Origin of the sequence: Sphingobacterium hotanense, assembly GCF_008274825.1 — a bacterium.
In the GTDB taxonomy this organism is placed as follows: Bacteria; Bacteroidota; Bacteroidia; order Sphingobacteriales; family Sphingobacteriaceae; genus Sphingobacterium; species Sphingobacterium hotanense.
Genome location: NZ_CP030848.1, coordinates 2,555,751 through 2,580,524, shown reverse-complemented (window position 1 = coordinate 2,580,524; position 24,774 = coordinate 2,555,751). Strand labels below are relative to the sequence as shown.

At 40.3% G+C, this 24,774-nt stretch carries 25 protein-coding genes; 9 read left to right on the top strand and 16 right to left on the bottom strand.

All coding sequences use genetic code 11. The features are described from left to right. The 6 genes from DSM08_RS10820 to DSM08_RS10795 form a co-directional block, all read right to left on the bottom strand. Positions 1-1,110, bottom strand: coding sequence for an efflux RND transporter periplasmic adaptor subunit (locus tag DSM08_RS10820; RefSeq protein ID WP_149526169.1), 1,110 nt, complete (start codon positions 1,108-1,110; stop codon positions 1-3). Further along, positions 1,100-2,350, bottom strand: a complete 1,251-nt coding sequence (locus tag DSM08_RS10815) for a TolC family protein (protein WP_149526168.1) — start codon at positions 2,348-2,350, stop codon at positions 1,100-1,102. The genes DSM08_RS10820 and DSM08_RS10815 overlap by 11 nt, the downstream gene beginning before the upstream one ends. A gap of 66 nt (positions 2,351-2,416) precedes the next feature. After that, a complete protein-coding gene (locus DSM08_RS10810) occupies positions 2,417-3,664 on the bottom strand; it encodes a sensor histidine kinase (protein ID WP_149526167.1) in 1,248 nt (415 codons plus the stop codon). A gap of 102 nt (positions 3,665-3,766) precedes the next feature. Next, the gene (locus DSM08_RS10805; RefSeq protein ID WP_149526166.1) at positions 3,767-4,444 is read right to left on the bottom strand and encodes a response regulator transcription factor; all 678 of its coding nucleotides are present in this window, start codon (positions 4,442-4,444) and stop codon (positions 3,767-3,769) included. 94 nt (positions 4,445-4,538) lie between these two features. Further along, on the bottom strand, positions 4,539-5,744 hold the full coding sequence (locus DSM08_RS10800; RefSeq protein WP_149526165.1) for an NAD(P)/FAD-dependent oxidoreductase: 1,206 nt from the start codon (positions 5,742-5,744) through the stop codon (positions 4,539-4,541). Positions 5,745-6,138: 394 nt separating this feature from the next. Further along, positions 6,139-6,663: a YceI family protein gene (locus DSM08_RS10795; RefSeq protein WP_187773845.1), complete on the bottom strand. Its 525-nt coding sequence runs from the start codon at positions 6,661-6,663 to the stop codon at positions 6,139-6,141. A 594-nt stretch (positions 6,664-7,257) separates the two neighbouring features. Between DSM08_RS10795 and DSM08_RS10790 the strand changes: the two genes are divergently transcribed. After that, positions 7,258-8,274 (top strand): LacI family DNA-binding transcriptional regulator, encoded by a 1,017-nt coding sequence (locus DSM08_RS10790; protein WP_149526163.1) that lies wholly within the window; start codon positions 7,258-7,260, stop codon positions 8,272-8,274. 16 nt (positions 8,275-8,290) lie between these two features. On the opposite strand, the gene DSM08_RS10785 is transcribed toward DSM08_RS10790, so the two are convergent. The 6 genes from DSM08_RS10785 to DSM08_RS10760 form a co-directional block, all read right to left on the bottom strand. Next, positions 8,291-8,632: a hypothetical protein gene (locus DSM08_RS10785; RefSeq protein ID WP_149526162.1), complete on the bottom strand. Its 342-nt coding sequence runs from the start codon at positions 8,630-8,632 to the stop codon at positions 8,291-8,293. Then, positions 8,622-9,173 (bottom strand): RNA polymerase sigma factor, encoded by a 552-nt coding sequence (locus DSM08_RS10780; protein ID WP_149526161.1) that lies wholly within the window; start codon positions 9,171-9,173, stop codon positions 8,622-8,624. Before DSM08_RS10780 ends, DSM08_RS10785 begins: the two co-directional genes overlap by 11 nt. Then, a complete protein-coding gene (locus DSM08_RS10775) occupies positions 9,166-9,504 on the bottom strand; it encodes a hypothetical protein (protein WP_149526160.1) in 339 nt (112 codons plus the stop codon). The genes DSM08_RS10780 and DSM08_RS10775 overlap by 8 nt, the downstream gene beginning before the upstream one ends. Positions 9,505-9,606: 102 nt before the next feature. After that, complete coding sequence (locus DSM08_RS10770; protein ID WP_149526159.1) at positions 9,607-9,981, bottom strand: DUF2200 domain-containing protein; 375 nt, start codon at positions 9,979-9,981, stop codon at positions 9,607-9,609. A gap of 102 nt (positions 9,982-10,083) precedes the next feature. Beyond that, complete coding sequence (locus DSM08_RS10765) at positions 10,084-11,211, bottom strand: lipid II:glycine glycyltransferase FemX (RefSeq protein ID WP_149526158.1); 1,128 nt, start codon at positions 11,209-11,211, stop codon at positions 10,084-10,086. 150 nt (positions 11,212-11,361) lie between these two features. Further along, positions 11,362-11,568 carry a YwbE family protein gene (locus DSM08_RS10760; protein WP_149526157.1) on the bottom strand — a complete coding sequence of 69 codons (207 nt, stop codon included), beginning with the start codon at positions 11,566-11,568 and terminating at the stop codon, positions 11,362-11,364. Positions 11,569-11,655: 87 nt separating this feature from the next. Here DSM08_RS10760 and DSM08_RS10755 point away from each other — a divergent pair, with 87 nt between their 5' ends. The 5 genes from DSM08_RS10755 to DSM08_RS10735 all read left to right on the top strand — a co-directional run bounded on the left by DSM08_RS10755 (position 11,656) and on the right by DSM08_RS10735 (position 18,666). Next, a complete protein-coding gene (locus DSM08_RS10755) occupies positions 11,656-12,159 on the top strand; it encodes a GNAT family N-acetyltransferase (RefSeq protein WP_187773844.1) in 504 nt (167 codons plus the stop codon). 152 nt (positions 12,160-12,311) lie between these two features. Next, positions 12,312-15,164 (top strand): TonB-dependent receptor, encoded by a 2,853-nt coding sequence (locus DSM08_RS10750; protein ID WP_149526155.1) that lies wholly within the window; start codon positions 12,312-12,314, stop codon positions 15,162-15,164. A gap of 8 nt (positions 15,165-15,172) precedes the next feature. Beyond that, on the top strand, positions 15,173-16,405 hold the full coding sequence (locus DSM08_RS10745) for a DUF4876 domain-containing protein (protein WP_149526154.1): 1,233 nt from the start codon (positions 15,173-15,175) through the stop codon (positions 16,403-16,405). 18 nt (positions 16,406-16,423) lie between these two features. Further along, entirely contained in the window at positions 16,424-17,986 is a 1,563-nt protein-coding gene (locus DSM08_RS10740) for a DUF6850 family outer membrane beta-barrel protein (RefSeq protein WP_149526153.1), read from the top strand. A gap of 59 nt (positions 17,987-18,045) precedes the next feature. Continuing rightward, positions 18,046-18,666, top strand: coding sequence for a hypothetical protein (locus DSM08_RS10735; protein ID WP_149526152.1), 621 nt, complete (start codon positions 18,046-18,048; stop codon positions 18,664-18,666). Between the two features lie 63 nt (positions 18,667-18,729). Here the strand turns inward: DSM08_RS10735 and DSM08_RS10730 are convergent, their stop codons facing one another. After that, positions 18,730-20,955, bottom strand: a complete 2,226-nt coding sequence (locus tag DSM08_RS10730; RefSeq protein WP_149526151.1) for a HEAT repeat domain-containing protein — start codon at positions 20,953-20,955, stop codon at positions 18,730-18,732. A gap of 334 nt (positions 20,956-21,289) precedes the next feature. After that, a complete protein-coding gene (locus DSM08_RS10725) occupies positions 21,290-21,868 on the bottom strand; it encodes a hypothetical protein (protein WP_149526150.1) in 579 nt (192 codons plus the stop codon). Positions 21,869-22,099: 231 nt separating this feature from the next. Between DSM08_RS10725 and DSM08_RS10720 the strand changes: the two genes are divergently transcribed. The 3 genes from DSM08_RS10720 (at position 22,100) to DSM08_RS10710 (ending at position 22,908) form a co-directional block, all read left to right on the top strand. Further along, positions 22,100-22,342: a hypothetical protein gene (locus DSM08_RS10720; RefSeq protein ID WP_246172221.1), complete on the top strand. Its 243-nt coding sequence runs from the start codon at positions 22,100-22,102 to the stop codon at positions 22,340-22,342. Positions 22,343-22,452: 110 nt separating this feature from the next. After that, positions 22,453-22,668, top strand: a complete 216-nt coding sequence (locus DSM08_RS10715) for a hypothetical protein (RefSeq protein ID WP_149526149.1) — start codon at positions 22,453-22,455, stop codon at positions 22,666-22,668. Positions 22,669-22,680: 12 nt separating this feature from the next. Then, positions 22,681-22,908 (top strand): hypothetical protein, encoded by a 228-nt coding sequence (locus DSM08_RS10710; RefSeq protein ID WP_149526148.1) that lies wholly within the window; start codon positions 22,681-22,683, stop codon positions 22,906-22,908. 128 nt (positions 22,909-23,036) lie between these two features. Here DSM08_RS10710 and DSM08_RS19050 read toward each other — a convergent pair whose 3' ends face one another. Together DSM08_RS19050 and DSM08_RS10700 are read right to left on the bottom strand one after the other, a co-directional pair. After that, positions 23,037-23,699, bottom strand: a complete 663-nt coding sequence (locus tag DSM08_RS19050; protein ID WP_187773843.1) for a hypothetical protein — start codon at positions 23,697-23,699, stop codon at positions 23,037-23,039. A 71-nt stretch (positions 23,700-23,770) separates the two neighbouring features. After that, on the bottom strand, positions 23,771-24,679 hold the full coding sequence (locus DSM08_RS10700) for an AraC family transcriptional regulator (RefSeq protein WP_149526147.1): 909 nt from the start codon (positions 24,677-24,679) through the stop codon (positions 23,771-23,773). Positions 24,680-24,774: the final 95 nt, after the last annotated feature.

Sequence of the window (24,774 nt, the reverse complement as noted above, 5' to 3'; positions counted from 1 at the left end):
TTAGGGAATTAACTGTTCGAAGAATAGTAGTGCATTTCTAGTGATGATCTGCTGGCCCTCGGCGAACTCTTCCTTCACATAGGTGAATTCCTCATTGCTGGCAATGCTCTTTATTTCTTTCACCTGCAGGTCACAATCTGTATTATACAGAACGACGTATTCTTTGTTATTATGGAATATCTTTGCGCCATTGGGTATCGCGAAAGCATCACCTAGATTTGTACGCTTATTAACGATAATGTCTGCACTTAGGCCCGGAAGGAGCTTAAGATCCTCATTCGATAACACTACCCGTGCTTTTAATACATGTTCATCATCGTCGAACACATTATATATCTTATCGATTCTACCGCGGTAAGTTCGGTCGGGGTAGGCCAGGGTGCGAATTTGTACCTCATCGTTAAGATGGATGTAAGGAAGATTGGTCGCATGTATGTTGATTAATATCCATACCTGTTTCAGGTTTGATATGGCGAATAATGGCGAATCATTATCCTCGGGACTGATTGTTTGACCCGCGCTGATATTCTTCTTGACGATAATACCATTTTTAGGAGCAATTAGTTGAAAGGATCCCTTGCTGGTCGCTTTGAATAACTGTAGTGCTGCATTTATTTTGTCGAGTTCTATTTTCGCTGCCGCAAGTTCATACTCGCTCGTGAGCAGTTCTGGCTTCGCGATTAAACCGTCTTTCAACATTTCCTTTTTGCTGCTGATCTGCTTTTCAAGAAGGCTAATTTGACTTTCCTGATATCGGCGATCTTGAAGAAGTTGCTGGATATCAGATGAGCTCACGGTAGCCAATAGTTGTCCTTTTTTAACTTCGTCGCCCAGTTCGAAGTTCACCTGTTCGACAACCCCCTGAATTAAACTCTTGAAGGAAACGAGGTCGTTCTCATTGTATTCGACTTTGCCGCTAAAGGTCAGTTGTTCTTGAATAGGACGTTGATGAATAATATCAAGACCAATCAAGTTCTTTGATTCCGTCGAGATGCAGTATGTGGTATCCAAGCCGTCAGATTCTGAAACTACCTGATCGTTGCCGTTTTGACAGGCAGATAGCTGTAGAAGCAAAATTGGAATACTTAGCAATAGTGTTTTAATTTTCATAAATAGGAGTTTCAGGGCCAATAAGGAGTTTTAAATCCGCTAATTGATGTTGATAGGTTTCATGGAGCTCGATATATGCAGTTCTGGCATCTTTAAAGGATTCTATGTAATCAATAAATTGAATTAAGGATATCTGTCCTGCCATTAAATTTCTTTGATAGATTTCCAAGATTGCGGACTGATCTTCTTTCAGATTTTCAGACCAGAGTAGTAGGGTTTTCTCGGTTTCTGATATTTGATTGATCAATTTGCTAAGCTCTGCTCGCAGTTCAAAGTCAACTTGCTTCGCATGAGCTTCCTGCTGATTCAGCTCAAGTCGAGCAGCCTTGATATGCTGTTTATTTCTATCGAATAGTGGAATGTCAAAGGATAGACCGACACCAACGAAGTTTCGCATGATGTTTCCACCCCGGTCGTTGTTTATTATCAGTTGCAAGTTTGGAATCCTATTGGCATGCTCCAGACTCCAATTCGCACGCGCTATTTCTATATTATTTGCTTTTCGGAGAAGCTGGATATTGTTCGCTAGCTTTTGATCGATACCTGAAAGATAATTATGCTCCATGTTGCTTTCCGATGTTGCCTGTAGATTCAGGGAATCGAAGGTCAGCTGCGGCATCTGAGTTAGTACGGCTATTTGATGCACTATTTCTAGTTGCTGATGATGTAGCAACAAGTTCTCGCGCTGTAAACTCAACAGTGCAGCTTGAATTCTTAAATAATCAGCTTTTGAGATATGCTGAGCATCAACATGCTTTTTGAATTTTTCTGTTTGGCGTCGGTATAATGCCTCAATTTGCTTATTTACTTCTTCCTGTTGGTATAAGGCACGGGCAGTGTAAAAAGCCTTATGAAGTTCAGATTTTAATTGAAATAATAATTCCAGGTAAGCATATTCCGCGTCTTTCTTTTCAAAGGCTTTAACCTGTATGCGAGATTTACGTTTGCCCGCCGTTTCAATCAATTGCTGCAGCTCGATAGCATATTGTTGCTTTATTCCCTGATCAACGGTTTGATTCGTCCAAAGATTGACCTCACTTAGCTCGAAGCTCGGATTGTTCCAAACCTTGGCCTGCATTCGGTGCGCCTCTGCTTTACTGATATTGAATTTCTCAATAAAGAGGCTCTGATTGTTGAGCACAAAGCTCTTCTCTAAGTCGTCTAGCGTAAGCTCCTGTGAAAAACAGCTAGTCAAGCTATAGAGAATAGAAATAAAGGAAAGAAATGCTTTTTGCCACATACTTTTATTTTTCACAAAAGTATGTTCAGCAAATTAGCTGCGCCTTTAAGCTAGATTAGAATTTGATTAGAAAGTAGGAAACTTCAAGATTACGACCGTGCCATAGGGCTTGTTTTCTTCCAGTGACATTTCAATTTTATGTATATTGAAAATGATATGAGCCATAGACAGACCAATCCCTTTCCCTTGATAATCCTTACTGTTTTGACCTCGGTAGAAGTTTTGCCTAATCTTCTCTATATCTTCTTTTAAAATTCCAATACCCTCGTCTTTAATACTTAGCGCTAACTGATTGTTTATCTCGTATAGTTCAATATGGACCGGACGGTTGTTCGAATACTTGATGGCATTGCCAACAAGATTATTAAGGGCCAACTCAAGTAATTTAGCATCCGCTTTTATTTCCATCAGCTCAGCATTTTGAACGCTTACCTGTACGTTGATCTTTGCCTCATGATAAAGTATGCCATGTTCGGCGACCTCCCAAACTATTTCATCTAGCCGAGTTGGTCTAAACTCGAAACTTTTCTTTGCTCCCGAAAGTATCATCATCTGATCGAGCGCATCGTTCAGATCGAGACTATATTGCTTTAAACTACGGAGCGTATTTTTATATTCTTCGGAAGAGCGATCCTTCGTTTCCGTCACTTCTAACGTTCCTAGTATGGCCGTGATAGGCGTCCTCAGCTCGTGAGAAACATAATCGATGAAGTTTTTTTGAATCTGGAAGTTTTGAGAAAGCCGATCGATGAAGCGATTGTAAGTCCCGATAAGGTCATGTATTTCTGCATAGGATTGCTCTTCTTTTAGCGGCTCGTAAAAGCTATTTCGGTCTCTAGTTTTAATTTGGTCTACGATGCGGTTCACCGGATCGTAAGCAATATTACCCAGATATCTGGAAAATAGGTAGATCAAGATCAATCCGACCAAGGAAACGATGACCAGTATCTTCAATAAGGAGAACATTTGTTCATTGAAAGCAGACTTCGGTTCTCTGGTGATAACGACAAATTCGCCCTGATTATCGAGATAATAAAGCCCGTGATAAAAAAAGTCCTTATTCGAAAAATTCGCCGACTTTGAATTTCTTACTTGCTGTATAAAGGAAGTCGTAATGTTTGAATCGGTGAGCATATCACCTTTAAATCGGATGTTTTCACCATCATAAACGGCAATATTTCTTCTTGATATTGTTTTCAGAAGTAGATTCTTCGTTTTCTCATGCTCGGATTCAGTGACCTCATCTTGTTCAAGATAATAGATTGCTGCAAGTACAGATTTGTTGGCCAGGTTTTGTCGTTCCTTGTTCTCCATTTGTTTATAGTAGGAGACATAGATTATTCCAGATGCAATCAGTATGATTACACTGAAAATGACAATGGAATACAATGAAAGTCTGTGTTTCAGTTTCACCCTTTAAGATTTAAATATATACCCAACTCCTTTTACGGTGTATATGAATTTATTGTCTGCGTTTTCAATCTTCGATCGCAAATAGGAGATGTAGACATCAACAACGTTTGTTTGATTATCAAAATTGAGTCCCCAGACGGCGTTTAGAATTTGTGTTCTGCTAACGGCGCGATCTTTATTTTCCACTAAGTAGATCAAGAGCTTGTATTCCCGAGGCGAGAGTTTGACATCCTGATTGTTGAGGGATACCCTAAATTGATCCAAATCGATTTGGAGATCATTGAAAGTACGAATATTGAAACGCTCTTCTACGGCATTGAGTTGGTTTCGACGAGCAAGTGCATTGATTCTGGATAATAATTCATCGAAATGGAAGGGTTTGGTCAGGTAGTCATCAGCACCACTATCCAATGCGGCGACTTTGTCTTGTGTGCTGTTCAGTGCACTCAGCATAATGATCGGGCAATTCACCTTTTTGTAGCGCAGGGTCTGCACCAATTGGATTCCATCCATCTTGGGTAGCATGATGTCACAAATGATGATGTCCCAGGGAAGAGTAGTATAGTTTGCCAATACCTCTTCTGCAGACTTGCATAAGGTCAGTAAATGTCCGTTCTCCTCCAATCCCTTCACCAAGAAATCACTGATCCTTTTATCGTCTTCTATGACTAAAATCTGCATATTTTAATGAATAATTCACAAATTTACTTATTTGTTTAGAATTAAAATAAGCAGGTATCGAATCGTAATAAAAATATTATGATATTAGCTTGGCTTATCTTCCAAATTTAAACGCTTCCGAGAGCTTATGTTTTTTTCCTTTCAGCCACTCAGAAACCATCTCCATACCGGTAACGGAGAATGTAATTCCATTTCCCCCAAAGCCTAATACAAAGTAAGAATTCTTAAAATCCGGATGTGCGCCAATGTAAGGAAGGGCGTCTTTTGTCTCTCCGAAGGTGCCCGCCCAACTAAAGTCTAATTGGAAATCATGATCTGGAAACATTTTTCTGAAACTTTTAACGAGCTTTTGCTCCTTGTCGGCAAGTAATTCATCGCGCTTTTGGGGATTTCTGAAATCCTCATCTTCTCCGCCAACCAAGAAACGATAATCGTCTGACGTGCGCATATAAAGGTAAGGGGAGGAGGTGTTCCACATCAAGACGTCCTTATATTTCTTCCATAGCTCTTTATCTACTTCAGAAATGATGGCGTAAGTGCTCAATAGATTAACAAATTTTTCCTTTATCATGTTCGCACTTTCATATCCTACACAATAGATGATCTTTTTAGCCTTGATGCTGGCCGAAGTGCTCAAGGTACATAAATTGAATCCTCGCTTGTAATCTACCTTCGTCAGTTCGGTCTTATCAAAAATCCTCAATCCTTTTTTCGCATTTATTGCTAATAATTCATGCGCTAGGGTAAACGCATCGACACTGGCTCCCTGTTTCGATAAGATGCCGCCGTGATTCTTCTGTATATCAAATCTTGAGGTTATTTCTTCATCAGTTAACCATTCCACCTTGAAACCTGCCGCCTTCCGGGCTTCGAATTCTTTATAAAGCCATTTGGAATCTTTTTGCGTACTAGCAAAATAAAGGGATTTCTTGCGCTCGAAACCAGCATTCGACTTTATAGATTTTGATATTTCCTCTAAGCGATCAATAGCATCCGAACAGGCTTGATAACTTGCTAAAGCTTTCTCTTCGCCTACAGTCTCCTTCAACTCGTAAAGCGGCGCGTCAATTTCATACTGCAACATGGAAGTGGTGGCCGAGGTACTGCCATTACAAACCTCCCGCTTATCGATCAGTACGGTGTTGTAGCCATCCATAATACATTGATGCGCTATCAGCGAACCGGTGATGCCCGAACCAACAATGAGCACGTCGCATTCCGTATCCTCTTGAAGAGAAGGATAACTGTTTAAAATACCATTCTTAATTAACCAAAAGGGTTCATTCGATTTTAAGTCCATATATCAATTTTGTTAGCTGTGATTTACCTTACACAAGGATTTTATCTTGTCGTAAAACAGCAAATTACTGGTTTTGTTTAGGATATGGCATGAAAAATTATCGGCTTTGAAGCAAGGGTTATCGTTCCAAGACATTTGGACACATAATAAGGCCTAGTTGGAACAAAAGAATAGATCTAAGAGCAGAGATATACAATCTAAAATTTAATCAAACCCCAATCATACCCAATCCCAAACGGTTATGAAAGGGTTTTACATTGGGTTTGAAAGGGCTTTGAATTGGTTTTGTGTCGAATGAGTTGGGTCAAGGATGCGATGCTGCCTTTTGCAGAAACCATTTAAAAACAAAGAAGCCGGCTCAAAAGACGGCTTCCTACTTTTATTTCTAGTTTTCTTACGCTAATACAAATTGTAAATCAGCTTGGAATTTCACATCATCACTCACCATCACGCCGCCTGTTTCCAGGGTAGCATTCCAAGTCAATCCGAACTCACTACGATTGATTTTTCCGGTTACTGTGTATCCTGCTTTTTGGTTACCCCAAGGATCTTTTCCGATACCGCCAAATTCAGCTTTAAAAGTTACTGGCTTCGTAACGTCTTTAATCGTTAAATCACCTGAGATTTTATATTCATCATCGTCCTCTTTGGTAATTCCTGTAGATACAAATTTGATTTCCGGGAATGATGAAGCATCGAAAAAGTCACCACTTTTTAAGTGCTGGTCTCTTTGCTCGTTTTTGGTATTGATTGATTCAGTTTTGATATCAACAACTACCTGACCGTTATCTAATTTGTCAGATGCGTTGTCTACAGTTACACCGAAGTCTTGGAAACTTCCTTTTACTGTAGAGATCATCATGTGTTTTACTTTGAATTCGATTTCACTGTGTGCAGTGTCTAATGTCCATTGTGCCATAATATATGCTATTTGTTTTTTCTTAATTTTTGTACAACAAAGGTAGGGGCGTTTTGTGTGTTGTGCATTGATGTATGGTAAGAAATGATTTTTCTATCCGAAGTTCGGATCATCCCTTGATTAGTATTTTCAAGAGAGTGGTTTATTTTTTCACAAAGTATCATTTTTCATGTTATCAATTTGTTAAATTCTTAGTGCAAAACAGTTAAATTAAAATATTTAAAGGTAATTGCTTGATTTCTACTCAACTTATCTGTTTTGAATGGTGTAAATTCTATTCTTTTTCGTATTTTTGAATTAACCAGTTGTTAAACATATTAGATTCCTTTTAATCCAAAAGTTTTCTAGCGATTCCAAGGGAATCAAATTAAAGTTCGATTAATCTCCATAGATTAATATATTAGTTGTTTTGAAGCCTATTGCGGGATGCAATAGGCTCTTTTTATGGTATTCCAATCCTTTTCTCATATATTTTCATCGTTTAGTGCTGATTGAGTTTTGTTGCCATTTATTTAATTTATTATTGTTATTTTGTAATCACTAAGTGATTTTGCGATTTTGGATGATAAACCCCATCCAACTATGTGATTGATTATGAGAATTACCTTAAAAGACATTGCCAAGGCTTTGAATCTGTCTGCATCTACTGTTTCAAAAGCTTTGTCGGATAGTTATGAAATTAGTGCAGAGACCAAGAAGACTGTTAAGGAGTATGCGGCGAAGCATAACTTTCGTCCTAATAAAGTAGCGCAGAATCTCAAAACCGGAAAAACCAATACGGTTGGGGTCGTATTATGTAACATCAGCAATAACTTTGTCGCGCAGTTGCTCGACGGCATACAGACCGCATCAGAGGCCGCTAATTACGATATTATTATTATGCAAAGCCGCAATCAGGAGATGCTGGAAAAGCAAGCGATAGAAGTATTGCGCATGCGTGGTATTGATGGGCTGCTGTTGACTCCGATGGCGTCTGATTCAAGCGAAAGGGAACTAAGGGAGCTGCAGGATGACGGAATACCTGTAGTATTGGTGGATCGCACTTTTCATAGTCTAGAGACGCATAAAGTCGGCGCAAATAATTTTGATGGAGCCTATCAGGCGACCATACACTTAGCGGATCGTGGAAAAAACCGTATTATGCATATTACCGGCCGTGGTCTTGGGGTGAGCAAAGAACGTTTTAAAGGATTTCTTGCTGGTTTAGAAGATTCTAAACTTAAATTTATTCCCGAATTGAATCTAGAAATCGACTATGCGGGTCAACCCATCGAAGAATTGATCAAGGAGAATTTGGTGCCGATTTTAAAATCGGAGGCGCGGCCAGATGCGATATTCTGTGCTACTGACGAAATCACATCGCGTACATTAGGCGTATTGGCCGATTTAGAAATTGCCGTTCCGAAGGATATTGCAGTCATTGGTTTTTCGAATACCCCGAATGCGAATGCACTTAATCCGGCGCTTTCGGCCGTAGTCCAACCGGCAAGGAAGATGGGGGAGCTTGGTTTTCAGAAACTAACCGAGATGATCAACTCCAAAAATAAGGAAGTTACCTTCGAAACAATTGCACTCGATACGGAGTTGGTTATACGGAAATCGTCTTTATAAGATTAACACAGTCTTACTACTGCCGCTTCAACGATTGTTTTAATTTCCATATTTTATCGCTAAAAAGAAGGATCAATACGACATAAACTAACATACTGACTAATTGTATGTTGCTCTTAAGCTGTACGTCGAGTTTGGACTTTTCGACAAAATCTGCTATCAAATAGTTCGATGCCATTCCGAAAAGTGAACCAATGGCGAAAAATATCAAAGCATATTTTCTCGAACTATCCATACGAGCTCTCTGTTCTTCTGCTTCGGCAATCTTATTCATGACGCTATCTTCAAAATCCTGAAAAGGGAGCTTGACAGTTGAAGATTTCATCCATTCTTTTATTTGTTCTTCCTTAGCTTCCATAATTTAAATTTAAAGTGAGACCTTTCATGACGGTGCTTAGGCTCTTCCGAGCGCGGTGTAAAATCACCTTACTATTGCTTTCTGTCCAGCCGGTTATTTCTACAATTTCCTTCACGCTTAATTCTTCCAAATAAAATAGTCTTAATAGTAGACTCTCGTTTGCAGGGATTTTCAGTAATGCTTCGTTAATAATTTGGTTCTGTTCTTTTTGGAGTAATTGCTGCTCGATATTTTCAAATGCTGATTGATCATGCTTCTCAATGACAAACTCAATATCGCTGATCTTGTTCTTCTGCCTATATTTATAAGCCGTTCGCACGACGATTTTATAGAACCAAGTGCTGAATTTTGCCTGTTTTTTGAAGCTGGCGAGCGATAAATATGCTTCAACGAAAGAGTCTTGTACGACTTCTTCTGCAAAGAGCTCATTCTTTACCATGGAAATAGCAACGGAAAATGCCATGTCCTTATAGTTACTTATGAAATACCTAAAAGCATGGCGATCTCCGGACAATATTTTATCGAGGTAAATATTATCCATCAATTTCTTTCTCGTTCGAGCTGACGCGATCCGCAATGAATAGAGAAGTACCAACGCAGAAGGTTATGGTCCCGATAATAAAAAATCCTCTGCTGTCGTTCGCTTGAATGACATTTAGATTCTGTAATATTCCAACGAGAAGTAAGCCTATAGAGAATCCCAAAACAACGATACCTGTTCTTTTCCATGAAAATCTCGACTTCGGGGATCTCGGAATAGGGCCACCTAGCGTTTTGATGGCATCATAACGGAATTTAGTTACAAAATAAATACTTAATGTCACACAGGCACATAATGCAGCTGGAACCAAAATTCCTACTAATTCTTTCATAGCTTATTTGTTTTTCTTCATTAGTGTATACCAATAAAGAAAAGGTTACAAGAATTTGAAAAATTAATTCAGGGATGCTAATATATGGGATTTGTTGCTGTGCTATTGGGAAGTCGAGCCTCGAAGTATCTTCTCCATTTTTTTGCCTTTGGCTAGTTCGTCGATAATCTTATCAAGATATCTTGCCTTCTGGGTCAGCGGGTTTTCAATTTCTTCCACTCGGTCCCCACAGATGACACCAGTAATCAGATGCGCATTCGGATTCAGCTTCGCCTGATCGAAGAATTCTTCAAAGGTTACCTTTTGATCTATAAGTTCTTGAATTTTCTTCTTATCGAAGCCGGTGAGCCAAGTGATAACCTGATCGAGCTCTTCTATCGTTCTTCCTTTCGCTTCTACCTTCTGCACATACATGGGGTAGACCGATCCGAAAACCATCTTGGCAATACGTTCATTATGTTTATCTGTCGTTTTCATAGTTTAAGCTGCTTATCTTGCAAGTTTACAAATTGTTTGATAATACAGCAATACGGACATAAAACTATACTGTGAAAGAAAGCTCCTTAGGATATAATGACTTTAGCTTAAATGATAGCTTTGGTTCTTAAACTCCATGGACGCATAAACGGCATACTTATCTTTATCCAACGGATAATCCCAGCAGCCCATTCTATGGTATATCTGTCCACCAAATCCGGACTTGAAGCGATATAATCCATACATAGGGTGTGCGGGGTCTGCTTGAGGTGAGATCCCAAAGAAATCATATTCTGTACAGCCTTTTTCCTTCGCAATCTGCATGGCTTTCCATTGCAGGGCGTAAGTTGCCATGTAATTGCGGTTTTCGGTCGCCGAGGCACCATACAAGTAAGTCCCTCTAGTTCCGGTCATCACGAGAAACATCGCTGCTAAGGGTTGCTCATCAACTTCAGCAATCAATAGGTATACATCTGCAGGCGATTGCGTATCATTGGCCCTTGCCGTTAGCACAATACGGAAATAATTGATGTCGTGCAATACGAAGTTATTGCGTTGCGCCGTCTGTCTATAGAGCTCATACCATATATCCAAACTATCTAAACCGAGCGATTTGATCTTTACGCCCTTTCGTGCAGCAAGATTAATATTATAGCGCGTTTTCGGTTTCATGTTCCCTAAAAGCGTTTCTGAATCTTTTTTCAGATCCATAAATATCGTATTGGAAGGTAAGATATCCGTATTGGCCTTTCGTAGATTCCAATGCTCCGTACTATAGTTTAATCGGATTTCTTGCAATCGCTTATCTGGCGCTCCTAACCAGTTGCCATGAAGGTCATAGCAGTCATCATCCTTTGCCCATAAGGATTGCCATGAAAGATCATACCGGATCATGATACAGGTAGGAGGTAGGAAGGTTCGTAAAGCTTCCGACAATTGCTCTAAGAAGTATCCCTGCATATCTTCAGCAGGTTCAATTTCCGGGCCGTAAGGTACGTAGGCAATGCAATGTTCAGCGTCGAGTTTCTGTAAAATAATCAATAAGTCGCCGATAAAGAAGGTATCAGATTGATATTGTGAAATGCCCAAGTCTTCGGGGTCAAGTTTAAAGTTGAATGCTGATGTTTCTACACCCTGCAATAATTTGACTTTCGACCAATATGCGGTTTGTTGAATAATAGACGTCCTGTAAATATCTTTGATTTCCTTTTCCTGTAAATCTGCAACCATGATTATGTTCTACTAAAGTCTTGACCATCGGAAACTGCCGAATAGGCCAAAAATGGCAAACATAGCCATTATAAAGGAGAATAACATCCCCGTTTGTCAGGACTTTGTTAAAACTGGTTAACTTGTTACCGTAGGATTCCTTTGATATACCTAAAAGTCGTCTTCGATAATTTCAGCGACGCGTCCGACGGACCCATCGGTCAAGCGCACTTTGATTCCACGGCTATGGTAAGGGGCAGATGTAAGAATGTCTTTAACTTCGCCTTCGGTCAAATTACCTGTGCGTTGATCCTTCTTTAGGATGATATTCACGATCATTCCCGGTTTGATATTCGCTCTCGTATTTCCTTCGCTCATGTTATTTGTTTTTTACAAAAATAAGCGAAGCTTTAGAAATTAGATCTATTTATGGAATTCTTTCCTAAATTTAATCTTATCTATAAGATGTTCATAAAGCTACAAACAGAAAGATTAGACATCCGTCCGTTGGACGCATTTGATGCAGCATTCATTCTTAAGTTGTTGAATACCCGGGGCTGGCTTCAGTTTATCGGGGACAAAGAGATTCATGACTTAGTGGATGCCCTAAGTTATATCAAATGGATTTCTGAAAAGGATGGGTTTTTCTATCATGTTGTGAGGACGCAGGAAGATTATGAGCCAATTGGTGTTGTTACTTTGCTATATAGGGATAACCAAGAACATCCAGACATAGGATTTGCATTTTTACCGGAGTTCTTTGGAAAAGGCTATGCCTTCGAAGCGGTGAGCGCCTATATGAATGCGTTGTGCGCTAAACTTCCGGATTTAATTCTGCAAGCGATTGTTATGCCTGCAAATCATCGCTCAGTTAGACTGATCGAAAAGCTTGGTTTTATATTCTATGAGCGCTTTCTAGAAGCTGCAGATGAATTAGATATCTATCGCCTGAAGGGGCAGCACAGATAAGTAGCGATAAATGTGTACCTTGAACACAGCTTTATGAAATTAATTTGTTTAGAAAGATTCTAAACAGCTATATTTGCCATTGAAATATAGGGACGTTCTTCACATCTATCGGCCCGAAAAACATTTATTGATTTATACTCGCATTTTTGCAGATGAAATTTAATACCATTACGCTCGGAATTATCGGGACTTGCTTTAGTATTTTTTCTTCCCATCACCTAGCCGCTCAAGAGAAAAAAGCAAATCTTACAGGTACAGCCTTCGAAACTGTTAATGGGCAATTACGCCCTTTAAGACAGGCCACGCTAAGTATTCAAAATATGGGTATCAGTCTTTCGACGGACGGTTCTGGCCGATTCGAATTTAAGGATATTCCTTATGGGAGATTGAGCTTGCAAGGTCAGTATGTTGGGAAAGTACCACTAGACACTGTCTTTACGCTATCTGGTAATCAAGATATTCAGTTGGTTTTCAAGGACAATTCCTTTAGGTTGGAAGAGGTCGGGGTAACGGCAGAGGCTTCGAATAAAAATTTAGCGACAAGCTCTGTTATCGGGCGGTCAGCAATCGAACATTTACAAGCGAACAGCTTAGCCGATGTGATGAGCTTAATGCCTGGGGCAAGAGCTTCCAATCCGGATTTAACCAATGCTAAGGAAATTCAGATCCGTAATTTCGAAAGTAACAATCGGAATCCAAATTCACAGGCCGCCAATGAATTTAATGCGTTCGGAACTTCGATTATCGTGAATGGAGCGCCTACATCAAATAACGCGAATTTGCAGGTTATGAATACCGTTGGATCTGGAGGATCAGCGTCCATGTCGGGCGGAGCAGCCCCTTCAGGAGGGATTGACGTACGAAATATTCCGATTCAGAACATCGAATCTATTGAGGTAATCCGCGGAATTCCTTCCGTTGAGTACGGAGATGTGGCATCAGGAGCAGTCATTGTTAATCAAAAAGCTGGAAAGCAACCACTTGTTATCGAAGCAAGAACAAATCCTAATCTGTATTCCATAACCATGAACCAAGGGATACAGTTAGCAGAGTCTAAAGGTGCTGTGAATTTTGGTGCGGATTACAGCTATAATGTGACCAAGCCGGAGGAAGCCTATGTGTCCTATCAACGAGCAACTTTTAATACGTTGTACAGTAATCAATTCTTCAATAATAAGCTCTCGACGAACAGCTCATTCGCATTTAATTATGGAAAGAATAAGCGAGACCTTAACCCGGACGACATCCGTACGTTGACAGAATCATACGGCAAGGAAGTCGGTTTCACATTGAATACCAACGGGACGCTAAACTTTAATGAGAAATGGCTGAAGAATATCCGCTACACGCTAAACGGAAGTTATCAAAATAAAGATTCTTATTTATCTGAGCAGAAAAACAATGCCACCGCTCCATATTCCATGACTTATACGGACGGTGCAGTTTTATCGAACCGACCGGGTGTGCCGGTTTATGATGCGAATGGCAACGAGATTACCAATATTCCGGCTGGCGAGGAAAACTTATATGCAGTGTACCTACCTTCGACCTATGTTGGTCAGTACACCATTGATGGGCGTGAGTTTTCAGGATTTGCAAAAGCGATTGCTTCATTTTACAATAAAGTAGGGAACACTGAACATAAATGGTTTTTAGGAGCTGATTTTAAATACGATAAGAACTTTGGTGATGGCAAGCAATTTGTTGATTCATTGCCACCGGTACGGCCAGCTCAAGTGCCCAATGCCACTTTCCGCAGACGTACATTTCGCGAGATTCCGGCGCTACAGCAGTTCGGATTATTTGCGCAAGAGAATTTTACTGCCCATATGGGTGATCATAAGTTAAACATTGAAGCCGGCTTACGCTATGATTTATTCAGCGAAGGCAAGTCTGCATTGTCTCCACGTGTCAATGCGACTATCGATGTTATCCCGCGGGTACTGAGCCTGCGTGGAGGTTATGGTTTGTTAGCGAAAGGACCCAGCTTAATGTATTTGTATCCAGAGCGTGCGTATTTTGAATATGTCAATCTAAATGAATTGACAAGCACGAGCATTCCTGAAGAGGAACGTTTATTCTTAACAACTACACGTGTATTTAACACCGAGAATGCAGATCTTAAGATTGCGAAGAATAAGAAGGCAGAAGTCGGATTCGACCTGACTATTGGGAAATCCTTATTACGCGTTACGGGCTTCAGCGAGGAGCTGATCGACGGCTATAGTTTTAGCTATACGCCCAATTCATTTCAACCGGTAGACTACGTAGAATATAAACGTGCAAGCGCCAATTCTCCATCTTTGGTCGGTACTTCAAATCCGGTATTAGCAAAATATACGATGCCAAACAATACGGGTCGTTTTCAAAAGAAAGGGGTTGAGATGGAGTTACAACTGAAACGAATTGACGCAATCCGTACGCAATTTAGTGTCAACGGTATCTATTTATGGCGGAAATCATTTTCTTCAAACTACAATTATTATGATGATGAGAGCGGTCTTGGTGCCGCAAATAGAACGCATATTGGATTATATGCGCCAGATATGGAAGTCGGATACGACAGGGCATTGAATACTTCGATTCGTGCTACTCACAACATCCCTTCGATCGGATTAGTGGTTACTCTGACGGCCGAAGGAATTTGGCAAGAGTCGGATTGGACCGTTTATGGAAATGATTCCATTCCGACAAGTTACATCAGCAAGTATGATGGACAGGTTTATGACTTTGATGTAACTAAAAAAGATGACCCAGAATTCAAATCAATTATGCGTAAAGTGGCTAGACCATACGCAGTGATGGAAAGTCTTCCGACCTTCTTTAATTTCAATATCAATATTACCAAAGAGATCAGAGACTTTATGCGTGTATCATTCTTTGCGAACAATATGTTCAGATCTTATCCCAGCCATCGCTCGGATCGTGTTAAGACTGAATATATCAGTAGAAATGCTAGCTACCCATTCTTCTTTGGGTTGAATCTTGGACTTACGATTAAATAATGTCTATCATGAACAGAAAATATACTTTATATGGATTATTGGCTGCGGCGAGCCTATTCAGTTCCTGTAGCCGAATAGATAATGGACTCGATACGGACGATATAGCCTATATGACTTTGAATATTACGGCGAATCCTGTAGCAGAAGGAATCGAGCGTACTGAAGGCTTGAAAATAGTTTTAGAAAACTTCGCCGAGGGCTATCGCATCGAGCAGGAGATGACAGATGGCGTCAATCGTATCGAAAAACTGATACCTGGGACCTATTCGATCAATATCACAGGCAATGTGGAGCAGGAGGGGAAGACCTTTTATTTAATTGGAAGCAAAGTCAATTATCTTGTTGTGAAAGACGGGGAATCGCTAAGTATTGATGTTAATGGAGCTTCAGTTGGGCCATTGGCCTTTAGTGAGTTGTTCTACGCCGGAACAGAACCATTTTACTTCAGAAATCAATTTTACGAAATCATCAATAACTCCGATGAAACCGTTTATCTTGATGGTCTTCATTTCGCGAACTTGGTACCGAGTGCTGCAACGGTTAACTTACCTGTTTGGCCAGAGTCAGATGCGGGGAAATATGTTTATGCAGAGCGAATTTGGAAGATTCCGGGAACCGGAAAGGATTATCCTTTGGCACCTGGAGAATCCTTCAGTATGGCTCAGTTTGCGGCAAATCATCAGTTAGCGCAATATAATCCGAAATCTCCGATCGACTGTTCTACATCGGAATTCGAGTTCAACATGAACAATGCGAACTTCCCAGACCAGCCGGCGACGGATATGCAGCATGTCTTTTATAATGGTTTAGCTGGAAAAGGTAGCCTTCCGCAGTATTTGACCTCCGTAATGGGGGGAGCTTATGTCATCTTCCGTGTACCGGAAGGCGAAAGCTACGACCCGGTAAACAACAAGTCTTTGCAAACGAGAAACTTAGCGACAACTTCGGCGAATCTCTATGCAAAAATACCGTTGACCTATATAATGGATGCCGTTGAGTGCGGACAGAACGAAAATATGATTACTGCCAAGCGGGTACCATCGTTGTTGGATGCGGGGATGACCTACGTTGGGGCAACTTACAATTCTAAAGGCGTTAGACGTAAGAAATCGGGTGTTGACAATGCAGGTCGTCCAATCTTACAAGATACCAACAACAGTACCGAAGACTTCGAACGTCTTGTGACACCTGAATTTCGTCATTATGGCGAGGGGATTCCTAGTTGGTCAACCGCAAAATAAACAGCTAAGCAAAACATCATGAGCATACCATATAACAATTTATATAAAATACTTTCACTATCTGCTTGTTTCGCTTGGGCAATGCCTAGCTTAGGGCAGGAGGGGAACCACTCCATTATCGAACAGGAGCAGGAAATAGAATATTTACAATGGGAGCATAGTCAGAACGCAGCCGGTCTACAGCTTGATAAGCCGAAGCAGCATTCCAGCCTAGCCGCGGGCTATAAGAAAACTGACGGTAATTTCCGTCGTCCGCAAGCTGGTGAGAGCATGGGCAATCTGCATCTTTATACACGCGGGAATGTATATTTAAAGAAAGGCTACCTGCAAGGTTATTTTGATTATTCGCGAAATAATATTCGCAATGCGGAATACAATTCATCACTGATCGATCCATTTCGAGAGATGCCCTATGTGACAGCAGATACTAATGCATCGGATTGGCTGAATCAGCACTATAAGATAGGATTTAAGGCTTCCAGTGCGCCTATCGCCGAGAAGTTACATTTAGGTTTAGGGGCTAACTTTATTGCTTCTTCGGGCGCAAAGCAGCGTGACATCCGTGCCGTCAATCGCTATTATCAACTCGATTTGCAACCTAGTTTGAGCTACAGTCTAAATGATCAGCATCACTTGGGCGCTAATTTCATGTATAAGAACTTTAAAGAGGAGGCCAATAACTCCAATTCTGTGACGCATATTTCACAAGGTTACTTTGCTTTATTGGGATTAGGGAATTCCATTAGCGGATTGGGAGCGGGTCGTACAATGAACTATCAAGGAGATGCTTTTGGCGGAGGCGTACAATATCAGTACCAGAGTGCAATCAACGTGTTTTTGAATGCGAACTATACCGTACAGGCAGAAGACGCGAACATCACATTCTCTAACCCAAGACCCGGGGGCTCTATTTTAATGAAGAAATGGGATGCGAGCCTTCATCTTCAAAAAGACGGTGAAGCTTTTTTACACGGTTTCAAGGCCTACTTGTTACACTCGAATATGAATGGCATTGAATATATCAACGAGTTTATCAGTGGTACAGAAAGCGAAGGTTTTTACACGAGGTTTCAAAGCGTACGATCGAAATATAAGCGTCAAGCGGTTTCCGGTCGTTATGAGCTTTTGCGTAAATCCGGAGATGCGTACAATTGGAAAGCAGCAGCAAGTTTAAGATATAACAAGTTGGATGATCGCTATCTAATTCCTGCATCCCAAATGTTTGCAGAAAATATGGGATATGGACTTGAGGGTCATAAATTATTTTCGCTGTCTGCCAATTTAAAATCTCAGTTATCCATTGGCGTCCGTGTATTATTGAATAATAACCTCGATGCAGCTTATGAGTATTCTGGGGCGGATGCAGAAACACTGCCTGTTATGGACTTAGAGCAACGTAATTTTCAATTCTACAAAGCGGATTATCAGCAATTCGAAGTGCCGATTTACTATGCGCAGCAATTGCGTTCGAACTCGAACGTACAGGTCTTCGTGAAAGGAAATTTACAGTGGATCAAAACCAATAGTTTTACATTCAACGATAGAAAGCATTTTAATTTAAGCATAGGGGCGACCTTTTAATGTAATTAAGGCTTTATATTTGTAGTAATAGCAAGGATTAATAATAAAAAAAGAATAAGATGAAAAGATTGATGAGTTTGATCGTGCTGATCGCAGCGATGGCGATGAATGCACAAGCACAACAGACGAAAGAAGTAAAACCAAGAGCGGTATTGCCTGCAGAGGTTCAGATTAAAATTGCAGAACAAGCAGCACCTGCGGAGTTCCGTGCCGGTTCTAAAGTATTGGGATATGATCAAGAAGGTAAATTTGTAACCCTTCGTGAGGGTTCGAACGGCTATATTTGTTTGGCTCCAGATTATAAAATGTCGGTTTATTACGCTTACTGTTATCCAGAGAGCTTGGAGCCATTTATGGCTAGAGGGCGTGAGCTGACAGCTGAAGGAAAGCGCAAGCAACGCGATGAAATCCGCGAAGCTGAGTTTAAGGCTGGCAAATTAGCAATTCCGCAAACACCAAGCATGCTTTACGGATACTGGGGGCCTGCGGATAGGTTAAATCCTGAGACTGGCGAAATCGCAGACGCTAAGCGCCGTTACGTTATTTATGTACCATATGCTAAAGCGGCGGATTATGGTATGTCGAATAAAGGAAACAACATCGGAATGCCTTGGTTAATGGACGAAGGAACTTACAAAGCACATATTATGATTACGCCTCCATTGGATCATAATCACTAATATATTCAACAATAAAAAAAGCCGGTTTTGAATGAAACCGGCTTTTTTTATTGTTATCCTATGCTAAATCTTATGCGATGCAGCATGAATTCTATTTTTTGTTTTCAATGCTTCTTTCTTTACTGCTTCAGGAGCCTCTGAACTTAATATGGCTTCACAACCTTCCACAATGGCGTCGCGTTGATACGATAGGGTGAACCATCCTAATGCTTCCAAAGCGGTGGTTCGAACCACATCTGAATTCTTATTGTTCTTAGCCACTTCGATCACTGCCGGAACTACTTTATGATGTCTGTACAGTCTCAAGGTGGTCAATTCGCTTAGCTTTTCTTTCTCCGATAATTCTGGATTTTGAATAGCTTTTAATAAATCATCCGATTTCTTTTTATAGTAATCTAAATCTTTGTCCAATTTGCTTGCCAGGGCATCACGTCCAGCTACTGCAGGATTATTGCGGATCAATGCATCCACATGTTGCTTTGCAAGATCGGGATTTATAAATTGAAGGGCCCAACGCGCACGGTACGCGATACGCTCAGAGTGCGGATCGTTAATGTAGAATTCAATTAAGTCTTTTGTGAAGTCGTCAGAGCCGAAGTCTGTTAAGTCGTATATCGCACGGCGGCGGATGTATTCATATGAATCACCTTTTGCGGCATGCAATACATCTTGATAATCTTTATTCTCGAAGCGGCGCAGCAGTTGGAAAGCTTGCATACGCGTTGGTTCAAATGCCGAATTGAAATAATATTCCTTCAGAATTGGAGAAACCTCTTTTTCAGGAAGGATGTTGGTCAATTTATTTAAAGCTAAAGATTGCAGATCAGCGTCATTTTCATTCAATACTTTTTTCCAATAGCTTGCTGATTGATTTAATACTGTAGCTTCATTCAATTCCTTTGCTTTATCTGAAGCATAGTGGAACGTAGGATCTCCGAAGATATGGGTTTCTAAGTAAGCAATATGCTTCAACCAATTACCAACGCGGTAACCATCTTTCAAAAGTCCCATCATTTCCGTAGGCCATAAATCTTGTAATACGCCTACTGAATTCGCAATTGTTGCAATGTTCTCGTTGTTCGAGAAAGGGTAGTAGCCAGCGATATAATTGTCAAGGTGGAACGAACCGGTCAGACAACTATTCAAGTAGGCTACCTTCGCCTTGATGCCTGCATCTTTCAGGTCATCGATCTGCACATCTAAGTTGATATTATAAATAGAATCTGCTTCGATAGACTTTTGGTCGAATGCATCTGCAAACCATTTATCCGAAACGCCTAAAGAATTCTTAAAGCCATCGATTGTTTTTTCAACATCGCGTCCATCTTCCTTCGCGCTGCGAACTTTGGAGCGTAAATATCTTGCGACATTCTCCATTGATGGTTGTGGGCTAGATACATAAGGGTAACCATTGATCAGTTGCAGAGTAGATGTTCCGTGTCCGGTCATATATGCAAAATCAATTTGGTCGCGTTTCAATTCCGATAAAAGGTTGAACTTCATGAAATCTGCATTTCTAAAGTTCAAGAATTTAATCGAACCTCCCGGTTTAAACAGTTGCGGCATTTGAGCTTTCAACGCGATTGCTTCGCCAGCGATGGAGTTTACCGCATTGGAATTATAACCATGTCCATACGATGCAATCATATCATCCAGAGGGTATTGCTTGCTGCGCAATGCTACTAAACGTGTGAGGTATTCTTTAATTTTCTGAACTCGATCTTCGCCTTCAGTCACCGGTGGTTTAATTCGTGCAGAATAGATGTCCATCTCCAAGAACTGCGGAGACTCGGCTTTTAACGAATAATAGTGAAGTAATTTTCTCGACGCTGCTGTATCTTGCTTCAGATAATCAAATTGCAGGTCAAAGTCGTCATAGAATCTATCTGACGGTACCGACGAACGATCCCATCTAATCTTTTGGTTGATCTTCAATGCTGAGGTCATAAACTGCGCATCACGAAGCATCGGGATCGGAATTTCGCCGACAAACACAGTTCCCTCTAAAGGGGCTTTTTTATTTTGATATAATCCTTTTAGGATCTCTCTGATTTTATCAGGAGACTCCCAGTTTGAATGTATAATGTATGTTCCAAGTCCGTCTTTTTCAACAAGTTTCTTATATGCGGCAATTTCTTCTTTTGCAGCCTGATAAGTTTTGCTATCCACAACGATAGCGAAGCTTGTTTTTGACGAGATGTTTGGTTTTTCAATTTCTTGTCCTGTTGCTGCTAGCGCTGAGATTGCCAGAGCAAAGGTTAGGGTAGATTTAATTTTTTTAAAGAACATTGCTAATCATTTCGTTTACACATTACAAAAATGCAATAAAAAGCTAATGAAATGATAATATATGTGTAAAGATTTTGGATTTAGTAGTTAGTATTTAGTAGTTAGTATTTAGACCCGTCTTTGAACCAGGAAAGGAAAGATGAGAAGATTTACAGGATCCTGCTTATCCTTTCATCCTTCCTTTCCTGGTTCAGAAACAGCCTTATTTTTTCTTTCAACAGGATCCTGCCGATCCTTGCATTCTTCCTTTCCTGGTTCGAAACAAAACTTCCTTCCTTTCCTGGCGCAAACAAAATCTTATGTCTAAAATCTAATGTCTGATGTCTCTTAAAACCTATATGTCAAGTTTTCCGCGTTGTCGGTCATCGAGTTCACTGTTGCCGGCTGGATTGTCTCGGTAGTCGTCGTCGTCAAACATATCGTCTTCTTCTTCCTCCTCTTCTTCTTGTTCGAAAAGGTCTTGTTGATTTCTACGCTCGTTTCTGTCGTTATTGAAATCGCGATCATCGAATGTTTTTGGTTTTGGCGATGATTCGGGATTACTGTCGTTGTATTCTTCATCATCCTCTTCTTCGCTGTCCTCTTCTTCCTCTTCTTCGTAGTCCTCCTCAGGATATTGCGAAATTTCTTCTTCTTCTTTTTCTTCTTCTTCGATTTGTTCTACGCTTTCAGCGGGCATATCCATATCTCGGGGACTTACGGGAGGATTGTTCTCGTCGATTTCGGGCTGGTCTTCGTCGCGGTTCTCTGGTTGAGGCCGCTTATCAGCTTCAGGAATGATATCATTAGGAAGTTTATCATTTTCTTCTTCGCCTCCACGTCTAGGATTATGAGGGTCATGATTATCCGCTATAGCTGCAAATGCAAGTACTAAACCTAGTTTATTACTTACTTCATTTTGAATCTTTCTCATCGATCTATGTTTTTAAAAGGAACAGCTAGCCGCAGAAATAGTTAGATGAATTTATCGCCCTTTTGGATGATTTATACTTGTTTTAGAATGATAAATACCTATACAGATAACGGATTACGCTCGTGTGACGAAATAAATACGGGAATGTAGAATGATGCCAACGAATTAAACTGTGATGTTTCCAATAACTGTAGTTATCAACAAGAATACGTAAAATTTAAATTTCAAAATATGGAAGATTTAATGAACAATCCCGGATTAAAAGAAGGCGAAATGACAAAAAAGATTGAAAACGAAACGGCAAAACTACCGTCGAAGTTTTATCTATGTTTGGGCATCTCTGCAATGATAGGTGCAGCGGTATTGAAATGTTGCAAAAGAAACCATGATGCTCTGTTTGTAGGGCAGTGGGTAGCACCATTTTTATTGTTTGGAATTTATAATAAAATCGTGAAAACGGAAGGGCATGATTAGGTACAAACAGTTTTTGTTTCTCGTTTAAACCAAAGTTTCAACGGAACGAAGTTCAATTAATTTGAACGATTTTCTGCTGTAGCTGTTCAATTAGTAAAACGACTAAAGTTATGGCTACAAAGAATGAAAGCGAAAAAGTTGGGATAGTCGATAAAGACAGACATCCTAAGAAACAAAAGACCTTAACGTCTGTGATGGAAAAACGAGAGAAGAAGCGTGACGCAGACGGTGAGGCGGGTGTAGATCCGCAGGTTGATCAATTGAATACCATGCCTGATCCGGATGTGCATCCTAAAGAGCCTAAGGGCACAAAGAAAAAATTATAGATCGGAGTTAATATGAAATTAAATAAAAGAAATGGTTTACGGATGTTCGGATTAGGCTTAGGCGTGTTAAGCATCATGTCTTGCAATAATCCGGCAAATGATAACGACAGGAGAGTAGATCCCGTTAATCCAGATACGATGTTGGACGAGCGTGACACATCTATGCGTGATACCGTACTGAGCGACACAACTGGACTACAAGATTCTATCATTATCAGTCCAGCAAACCCACCTATGTAAATTTGATAGAATATCCATTTTCTATATTTGTGTGTAGTTTTCTATGAATGATTATTCATAGTAAATAATAAGACAGGATGCTAGGCAGTAGCATCCTGTTCTGTAATTTTTAGACACTTACTGTGTTCTTAGAATAAGTTAAAGTTTACAAACCCGCCAATGTTATGGTCGCGCATTTTTTGCGGGCCATAGTAATCCAGGTTGCCACCAACGCCGAAGGTCACATCTTTGAATGTTACACCAGCTCTTAGCATAACATAGCTTCTCGCATGGTAATCATCCGGTAGATTTTGTGTGTAAAGTGCTTGCGCTCGGGTGTACAGTTTTAACTTTTCATTCAACTGCGGCTTGTATTCCACTAAAGCTAATATCTCTCCGCTCGTTTTCTTATGTAAGTCTACACGTGGATTGGCCACCACTAGCCATTCTCTGTTTGCATAGGTATACATAATTCCGGCAGAAGGGCGTATTCCCTGAAACGGTACCCAAATAAAGCCGGAAGAAATATCCAATCCCTTGATAAGGTTAAAGGTTAGATTTCCTTGAATCATATAATCATTCATTTCAGAAGATTTCCAATCCGTTTGAAAATTCATAACCGAGAAGACGCCTAGTCTTGCCACGCTTTGGAACTTCTTATTGATGATTGCCTGATAAGAAAGGCCTCTATCACCCACTAGCATTTCCATGTTTACGGGTGGATTCGGGATAAGGTTTGTAGGTGCCTGCTGTGCGAATGAATTCAAGCTCAACATGCAAGTCAAGCTGATGACAAGTAAATAGTATTTCATGCTCTCTAATTTTAAAACACTGCAAAATTAGTGACGAGCATCACGATTTAACACGACAAAAGGAGCGGTAATTAGTACGAATCAATCATTTTTCTATACTTGGATGGACTTGATCCGGTTTGTCTATTAAAAAACTTCCCGAAATGTGCTACATCATAATAGCCGAGTTGTCCGGCAATTTGTGAGATGGTCAAGTCAGTTTGCAAGAGTAACACCTTTGCTTCCTGTATGATGATCTCGTTCAGTATTTGGGAGGCCGTCATCTGCATATTTGCTTTGACCGATTTATTTAAATGGTTTGCTGTGACGGAGAGTCTATCGGCATAGGTCGTTAGTGGCCATGCTTCCATATAATGTTTTCTGGCAAGTTGTAGAAAGGCTTGTGTAAGCTTGGTCTTTTTATCAACTATATCTTTTTTAGTTCGTTTTCCGATCTGATAAATCTCTGCCAGGATAGTTTGCAAATAAAAGGGAATAAGCTTGAATTTATCGGGCAGGCTTGCCGGCTGTTGATAGAGTTCATGCATGGTATGGAAAAGTGTTTCCAATCGATGCTGCTCCTGAGACGTTAGTTTGACCTTTAGCGGGAAATTTGGATCGAGGAACATATCCAAGAGAAAAGGTGCATGCTCAAGGAAGTCGTCGGCGAAATGGCAATAATAACCATCTAGATCATCTGACATGTCTATTGTGCTGGTAATCGTTCCTTTCGCAACCAGAAGGAACTCTCCCGCTTGGAGGGTGTGTTTTTCAATGCCGGAAAGACGGGTAGTGCTTCCCTTTGTGATGAGCATAAGATCAGACACCGTTTTTTTATGAACAGGCAATGGAAGGCGCAGGTTCACCTTTGTTTTTTGGAAAGAATGAATAAAGAAACGATCTACCTGCTCTCTAAAAACCGAAGGGACCTCCGAATTATCGATGAAGACCAATCTGAAGTCAATGGGGTGATAAGTAGAAATTCTTGTTTTCTTGCTCATGTGCTTACTAATATAGGAATGTATATAGTTATTTATAGCTATAGTGGTAACAAAAAGCTATTGTTTATTTAATAATCACGAAATGATAATTTGTT

What these genes read in the sequence shown, in the direction of transcription:
- DSM08_RS10820 (WP_149526169.1), bottom strand. Translation starts at nt 1,110, where the DNA reads ATGAAAATTAAAACACTATTGCTAAGTATTCCAATTTTGCTTCTACAG.
- DSM08_RS10815 (WP_149526168.1), bottom strand. Translation starts at nt 2,350, where the DNA reads ATGTGGCAAAAAGCATTTCTTTCCTTTATTTCTATTCTCTATAGCTTG.
- DSM08_RS10810 (WP_149526167.1), bottom strand. Translation starts at nt 3,664, where the DNA reads ATGGAGAACAAGGAACGACAAAACCTGGCCAACAAATCTGTACTTGCA.
- DSM08_RS10805 (WP_149526166.1), bottom strand. Translation starts at nt 4,444, where the DNA reads ATGCAGATTTTAGTCATAGAAGACGATAAAAGGATCAGTGATTTCTTG.
- DSM08_RS10800 (WP_149526165.1), bottom strand. Translation starts at nt 5,744, where the DNA reads ATGGACTTAAAATCGAATGAACCCTTTTGGTTAATTAAGAATGGTATT.
- DSM08_RS10795 (WP_187773845.1), bottom strand. Translation starts at nt 6,663, where the DNA reads ATGGCACAATGGACATTAGACACTGCACACAGTGAAATCGAATTCAAA.
- DSM08_RS10790 (WP_149526163.1), top strand. Translation starts at nt 7,258, where the DNA reads ATGAGAATTACCTTAAAAGACATTGCCAAGGCTTTGAATCTGTCTGCA.
- DSM08_RS10785 (WP_149526162.1), bottom strand. Translation starts at nt 8,632, where the DNA reads ATGGAAGCTAAGGAAGAACAAATAAAAGAATGGATGAAATCTTCAACT.
- DSM08_RS10780 (WP_149526161.1), bottom strand. Translation starts at nt 9,173, where the DNA reads ATGGATAATATTTACCTCGATAAAATATTGTCCGGAGATCGCCATGCT.
- DSM08_RS10775 (WP_149526160.1), bottom strand. Translation starts at nt 9,504, where the DNA reads ATGAAAGAATTAGTAGGAATTTTGGTTCCAGCTGCATTATGTGCCTGT.
- DSM08_RS10770 (WP_149526159.1), bottom strand. Translation starts at nt 9,981, where the DNA reads ATGAAAACGACAGATAAACATAATGAACGTATTGCCAAGATGGTTTTC.
- DSM08_RS10765 (WP_149526158.1), bottom strand. Translation starts at nt 11,211, where the DNA reads ATGGTTGCAGATTTACAGGAAAAGGAAATCAAAGATATTTACAGGACG.
- DSM08_RS10760 (WP_149526157.1), bottom strand. Translation starts at nt 11,568, where the DNA reads ATGAGCGAAGGAAATACGAGAGCGAATATCAAACCGGGAATGATCGTG.
- DSM08_RS10755 (WP_187773844.1), top strand. Translation starts at nt 11,656, where the DNA reads ATGTTCATAAAGCTACAAACAGAAAGATTAGACATCCGTCCGTTGGAC.
- DSM08_RS10750 (WP_149526155.1), top strand. Translation starts at nt 12,312, where the DNA reads ATGAAATTTAATACCATTACGCTCGGAATTATCGGGACTTGCTTTAGT.
- DSM08_RS10745 (WP_149526154.1), top strand. Translation starts at nt 15,173, where the DNA reads ATGAACAGAAAATATACTTTATATGGATTATTGGCTGCGGCGAGCCTA.
- DSM08_RS10740 (WP_149526153.1), top strand. Translation starts at nt 16,424, where the DNA reads ATGAGCATACCATATAACAATTTATATAAAATACTTTCACTATCTGCT.
- DSM08_RS10735 (WP_149526152.1), top strand. Translation starts at nt 18,046, where the DNA reads ATGAAAAGATTGATGAGTTTGATCGTGCTGATCGCAGCGATGGCGATG.
- DSM08_RS10730 (WP_149526151.1), bottom strand. Translation starts at nt 20,955, where the DNA reads ATGTTCTTTAAAAAAATTAAATCTACCCTAACCTTTGCTCTGGCAATC.
- DSM08_RS10725 (WP_149526150.1), bottom strand. Translation starts at nt 21,868, where the DNA reads ATGAGAAAGATTCAAAATGAAGTAAGTAATAAACTAGGTTTAGTACTT.
- DSM08_RS10720 (WP_246172221.1), top strand. Translation starts at nt 22,100, where the DNA reads ATGGAAGATTTAATGAACAATCCCGGATTAAAAGAAGGCGAAATGACA.
- DSM08_RS10715 (WP_149526149.1), top strand. Translation starts at nt 22,453, where the DNA reads ATGGCTACAAAGAATGAAAGCGAAAAAGTTGGGATAGTCGATAAAGAC.
- DSM08_RS10710 (WP_149526148.1), top strand. Translation starts at nt 22,681, where the DNA reads ATGAAATTAAATAAAAGAAATGGTTTACGGATGTTCGGATTAGGCTTA.
- DSM08_RS19050 (WP_187773843.1), bottom strand. Translation starts at nt 23,699, where the DNA reads ATGAAATACTATTTACTTGTCATCAGCTTGACTTGCATGTTGAGCTTG.
- DSM08_RS10700 (WP_149526147.1), bottom strand. Translation starts at nt 24,679, where the DNA reads ATGAGCAAGAAAACAAGAATTTCTACTTATCACCCCATTGACTTCAGA.